Here is a 6,958-nt window from a genome sequence, read left to right on the forward strand (position 1 = left end):
AAATCCTGTTAGTGGAGTTAACATTACCATGAATATTAATGGTGTTTTCTATAACCGTACAACCAATGAAAATGGTACTGCCAGATTAAACATTAATTTAAACCCTGGGGAGTACATATTAACTGCTATTGATCCTTTGACTGGTCTTCAGATGTCATATAACATTACAGTTTTACCTACTCTAAACGCTACTGATTTAGAGATGAAGTATAAAGACGGTTCAACATTCAATGTCACTGTTCTTGATGGTCAAGGTAATCCATTGAAAGAGACTGCAGTCACATTCAATATCAATGGAGTATTTTACACAAGATACTCAGATTCCAATGGAATAGCTAAGCTAAACATTAATCTGATGGCTGGAAAATACATCATTACTTCGGAGTATGATGGGTTAAAAGTTGCAAACACAATAACTATTAAGGATTAATTAATTTAATCCTTTCTTTTTCTTTTTTTTTAATTGGTGCTACTATTGACCATTATAATCAAATATAAATACTTAAATACTGATTTTTGACATAAATTTATATTGTGATAATTATGAAAATTATGAAAATAATGATTGTCATGCTTGTTTTAATCATGTCGGTGGGGGCGGTCTGTGCAGCAGACGATATTTCCGATGAGATTATAAGTGATGGCGGTCATGATACTTTGGAAATTATGCAATACGATATTTATACGACTGGGGAAAGTTCATTCAGTAATCTGGCTGATGAAATAGAAAATGCAGGTACAACTTTGGATTTAACCAAGGACTATACATTCAACAATGCAACTGACAACAATACGGGAATTTTAATCAGCAAGGACAACTTTGTCCTTAACGGTAATGGCCACATACTTGATGGAAACAATCAATCAAGAATATTCAACATTACTGCAAACAATGTTACATTAAATGATTTAGTTTTAATCAACGCTAATTCAGATAAAGGTGCAGCAATACGTGTTAATGGGACATTAACATTAAATAATATTACTTTTATTAATAATAATGCTCGTGAGTTTGGTGGAGCTATAGCACTCTATGAAGATGTAACTCTTATCTGTAACAATTCGAAATTCATTGACAATGCTGCTGAAAGGGGCACAATATTTATTCAGAAAGGTAAGCTAAATCTTTACAATGCATACCTAACTTCAAAAACATTTTCTAAAGCGGGTCAAATTTATGGTCACACAGGTTCATCAATTAATATAGAAAATACTACTTTTGAAAATATTATTACAAAGTATTCACCTGCGGTATATCTTTCAAGTTCTAAAGCCAGAATAATTAATTCTAAATTCAATAATCTAAAAGCCAACATCAGTGCAGGTGCAATGAGTCTTAGGGAAGGCGGTGAACTATACATTGAAAATTGTAAATTTATAAACACCACCTCTTTCAGAAATGCTGGGGCCGTTTATGTGGACATCACAGGATATGCCAGTTCTGAGGGTAATGTAACCATAGTTAATAGCTTATTTAAAGACACAGATTCTGAATTTGGTGGAGCATATCTCCAGTTAGGAGGACAATTATGGATAAACAATACAGAATTCATAAACAATCACGCTACTTATAATGGAGGTGCAATTTATCTTTCATGTGTAGACAGTGCAATCAATAATTGTATTTTTGATTCAAACGGCGTTGATGATATTGATGATTATCCAACCTATGGTGGAGCAATATACAGTGATATAAGTACCTTAAATATAACTGATTCCAGATTTGTAAATAACATCGCAACTGATGGTAATGGGGTTTATGCATACGATACATCATATAACATTAAAAACACATTATTTGAAAATAATACAAATGGAATTTATACTCTTTTCGATAAGAAATGCAGTTTAGAAAACAATACTTTTATCAATGACAATATTTCACTCAACAATACACATTATGAATCAGTAGTGGTTGGAGAAGGCCTTAATTTAACATTGATTAACAATACTATTGATGTTGATACTCTTCCATCCAAATTTGATTTACGTGATTGGGGCTGGATGTCAACAGTCAGAGACCAAGGATGGATGAATGCTTGCTGGACATTTGGAATGACTGGTGCATTGGAATCAACATTGTTGAAAGCTACAGGTATTGAATTTCATACTTCAATGAATAACATGAAAAACCAGATGAAATATTCACATTATGGTAATAAAGAAATATTAGAAGGAGGATATAATCTTGCTGCTTCAAGTTATCTGTTAAGCTGGCTTGGAGCAGTCCCATATAATGCAGATACTTATGACGAACTTGGAAAAATTACAACACTAAACTTAGCCGGTCCAAACATTCATGTTCAGGATTTCATATTCGTGCCTAATAATGAAATCCCTAACGGTACAGAAATTAAAAAAGCGATTTTGAAATATGGTTCCCTGGATGTGTCCTATTTTGGACAATCCACATATGATGAAGAAGCTCCTTACTATAACCCAAAAACATATGCACAATATGTTGATGTGCCTGAACAGGCAAACCATGAAGTTGCTATTATTGGATGGGATGATAATTTCCCAAAAGAAAAATTCCTTTTTACTCCTCCTGGCGATGGTGCATGGATTATTAAAAACAGCTGGGGCTCTGATTTTGGAGACAAAGGTTGCATGTATGTTTCATATTATGACAAGTCACTCCTGGCATATAAACCAGGAATGATTGTTAACTATGCTGCTACACCTGTAATTGAAAATACTGTTCCGTACAATAAAAATTATCAATATGATTGGGTATGGATTTCTAATAATGAACCTGGAAATGGAACTATAAGTTATATGAATGTCTATGAAGCATTGGAAAATGATGCTATTGCGGCTGTTGGAACATATTTCAATGGAAGCGGTATCAATTATACTGTTGAAATCTTTGTAAATGATGTGTTAAAATTAACTCAAGAAGGTGTATCTCCATTTGTAGGTTATCACACAATCAAGTTGAATGAATACATACCAATCAAACAAGGTGATGTATTCAAAGCTAAAATAACATCAAATTGGGTTCCATACATTCTCCTGGAGGATACTAGAGCACATTATACTAAAAATATTTCATTTATTTCTAAAGATGGAAAAACTTGGGAAGATGCTTATGACTTAGGTTATATTGCATGTGTAAAAGTTTATACTGTGGCTTTACCAATTTATACTGAAGATTTGGTCAAAATCTATAAAAACGATTCCAAATTCGAAGCAGGTATTGGGGTGGCTAATGAAACAGTAATCTTTGAAATCAATGGTATGAATTATACAAGAACCAGTGATGAAAACGGAACTGCCAAAATGGCTATTAATTTAAATCCTGGTAACTACATAATCAAAACAATATTCAACGGCACAACAGTTAAAAATACTGTTACTGTATTGCCTACATTGATTGCAGATAACCTTGTCAAATACTTCAGAAATGATTCACAGTTCTATATTGACTTGATTGATGGTGAAGGAAATCCTGTTAGTGGAGTTAACATTACCATGAATATTAACGGTGTTTTCTATAACCGTACAACCAATGAAAATGGTACTGCCAGATTAAACATTAATTTAAACCCTGGAGAGTACATATTAACTGCTATTGATCCGTTGACTGGTCTTCAGATGTCATATAACATTACAGTTTTACCTACTCTAAACGCTATTGATTTGGAGATGAGGTATAAAGACGGTTCTACATTCAATGTTACTGTTCTGGATGGTCAAGGTAATCCATTGAAAGACGCTGCAGTCACATTCAATATCAATGGAGTATTTTACACAAGATACACTGATTCCTATGGAATTGCTAGGTTAAACATTAATCTGATGGCCGGCGAATACATCATTACTTCAGAGTATGATGGAATGAGAATCGCAAATACAATAACTATCAAGGATTAATTAACTTAATCCTTTCATTTCTTTTTTTTTAATTAGCACTGCTATTAACCATTATAATCAAATATAAATACTTAAATACTGATTTTTGACATAAATTTATATGTGTGATAATTATGAAAATTATGAAAATAATGATTGTCATGCTTATTTTGATTATGTCGGTGGGGGTGGTCTGTGCAGCAGATGTCATTTCCGATGAGATTATAAGTGATGGCGGTCAAGATACTTTGGAAATTACGCAAAACTATATTTATACGACTGGTGAAAGTTCATTCAGTAATTTAACTGATGAAATAGAAAATGCAGGTACGACTTTGGATTTAACCAAGGATTATACGTTCAACAATGAAACTGACAACAATACAGGAATTTTAATCAGCAAGGATAATTTTGTCCTTAACGGTAATGGCCACACAATTGACGCAAAAAACCAATCAAGAATATTCAACATTACCGCAAACAATGTAACATTAACCAATCTCATTTTAACTGGAGGTAATGCTGAAAAAGGTGGAGCAATATATACTACAGGATCATTAATATTAAACAATGTTACTTTCATTGATAACTACGCAACTAAAGAAGGAGGAGCTATAGAACTTTTATCTGATAATGTTTTAAACATTAACAATTCAAAATTCATTGATAATTATGGAGGTGCCGGCTCATCAATATATGTTGAAAAAGGTAAATTAAACCTCTACAACACAGAATTCACTTCAGATGTACATGCCAAACGTGGTCAAATTATTATTAAAGAAGCGGAAGGTTATGTTGACAATGTCACATTTGCAAATATTGTTTCAGACTATACTCCTGCAATATATATGGAAAAATCAAAAGCTCTTACAATACTCAATTCCAAATTTATTAATCTGGCTACAAACATCTCTTCAGGTGCAATAGGCCTTAAAAGTGGTGGTGTGCTATACATCAGGAATTGTGAATTCATCAACGTCACTTCTGCTAAAAATGCAGGAGCCATTCTTGCAGATATTCCTGGAGGTGATAACTTAAGTCCGGGTAATGTGACAATACTTGATACGGTATTCAGGAACGCTTCTTCTGGATTTGGTGGTGCTTATATCCAATTCGGTGGAAATCTCATCATAAACAATACTGAATTCACAAACTGTCATGCTACATACAATGGAGGTGCAGTTTACATTTCATATGTTGATTCTGCTGAAATCAATGACTGTAATTTCACTTCAAATGGTGTTGACATTATTGAAGGATATCCTACTTACGGTGGCGCAATGGTCATTGACATGTCTACAATAAGTATAAATGACTCCAGATTCATCAACAACACTGCAAGTGCTGGAAATGCAATTTATGCTTATGATGGATCATATAACATTAGAAATTCACTGTTTGAAAATAATACAAACCCAATCTACACATTTTTCGATAAACAATCCAATATAGACGAAACAAATATTTTCATCAATGATAATAATGTCTCAACCAACAATACATTCTATGCAACAATCCAAGATGGAGAAGGCCTGCAGTTAACATTAATCAACAATGTAATCAATGTTACTGCTCTTCCAGCAAGATATGATTCACGTGACTGGGGATGGGTTTCACCAATCAAAAATCAAGGTTGGGCGGGAGCCTGCTGGACATTCGGAATGACTGGAGTACTTGAATCAGCGTTATTGAAAGCAACCGGCCTTGCAGCGGTTCTTTCAGAAAACAACATGAAGAATACCATGATGAAATATTCAATTTACGGTGATACTCAAACAATCGAAGGGGGAGGCAACATTGATTCCACAGCTTATCTCTTGAGCTGGCTTGGAGCATTTATACAGGGTGCCGATACCTATGATGAGTTAGGAAAGCTTTCACCGGTGATTACAACCCAAAATGATATTCATGTTCAGGATCTTATGTTCATACCTAATAACGAAATACCGAACGGCACACAGCTCAAATGGGCAATCCTGAAATACGGTTCCATAGATGTAACTTACAATGGACAGTCCACATATGATGATGTGACTCCTTATTACAGACCTGACACTCATTCACAGTATGTGAATGTAACTATTCCTCCAAACCATGCTGTTTCAGTTGTTGGATGGGATGACAACTATCCAAAAGAGAATTTCGGAATTATTCCGCCGGGTGACGGTGCATGGATTGTCAAAAACAGTTGGGGAACTAATTTTGGAGAAAACGGATTCCTGTATGTTTCATATTATGACCAGACTTTCTTGCAATATATTCCTGACAGGATATTTCGATATGCAACTGCAATAATAATTGAAAATACAGTTCCATATAATAAGAACTATCAGTATGATTTAATGTGGGGCGAAGGGTTCGATACAGGCAATTCAACTGCAAGTTATATGAATGTATTTGAAGCTTTAGATGATGATTTGATTGCAGCAGTTGGAACATACTTCAACCAAAGTGGCATCAACTATACAGTCGAAATTTTTGTTAATGATGTGTTAAAACTAACTCAGGAAGGAGTATCTCCATATCTTGGTTACCATACCATCAAATTAAACGATTACATACCAGTCAAAAAAGGAGATGTCTTCAAAGCAGCGATTACCTCAAACGGTGTTCCATTCATTGATCTTTCTGATACCAGAGTTCATTATACTCAAAACATTTCATTTGTCAGTATTGACGGACAGCCTTGGCAAGATGCATATGACTTAGGTTATATTGCATGTCTAAAAGCATACACAGTTGCTATGCCTTTCTACACTGAAGATTTGGTTAAAATCTATAAAAATGATTCCAAATTTGAGGCTAATATCGGTGTTGCCAACGAAACTGTTACATTTGAAATTAATGGTGGAACATATAACAGAACCAGTGATGAAAATGGTACTGCTAGAATAGCTATTAATTTAAATCCTGGCGATTACACAATTAAGACAACATTTAACGGCACGACAGTTGAAAATACCATTACTGTATTGCCAACATTAATTGCCGATAACTTAGTTAAATACTTCAGAAATGATTCACAGTTCTATATTGACTTGATTGATGGTGAAGGAAATCCTGTTAGTGGAGTTAACATTACCATGAATATTAATGGTGTTTT

2 protein-coding genes and 1 pseudogene are annotated in these 6,958 nt (G+C 34.0%); all 3 read left to right on the forward strand.

The genetic code is table 11. The annotated features are described in order from the left end of the window. Nucleotides 1–430 (forward strand): annotated as a pseudogene (locus tag ACKI5C_RS10370) (hypothetical protein); the annotation flags it as partial. Between the two features lie 113 nt (nt 431–543). Beyond that, nucleotides 544–3,876 (forward strand): C1 family peptidase, encoded by a 3,333-nt coding sequence (locus ACKI5C_RS10375; RefSeq protein ID WP_407433038.1) that lies wholly within the window; start codon nt 544–546, stop codon nt 3,874–3,876. A gap of 113 nt (nt 3,877–3,989) precedes the next feature. Beyond that, nucleotides 3,990–6,958 (forward strand): C1 family peptidase (locus ACKI5C_RS10380; RefSeq protein ID WP_407433039.1); only part of this gene is annotated, 2,969 nt, incomplete at its 3' end.

The organism is Methanobrevibacter sp. (genome assembly GCF_045646045.1).
In the GTDB taxonomy this organism is placed as follows: Archaea; Methanobacteriota; Methanobacteria; order Methanobacteriales; family Methanobacteriaceae; genus Methanocatella.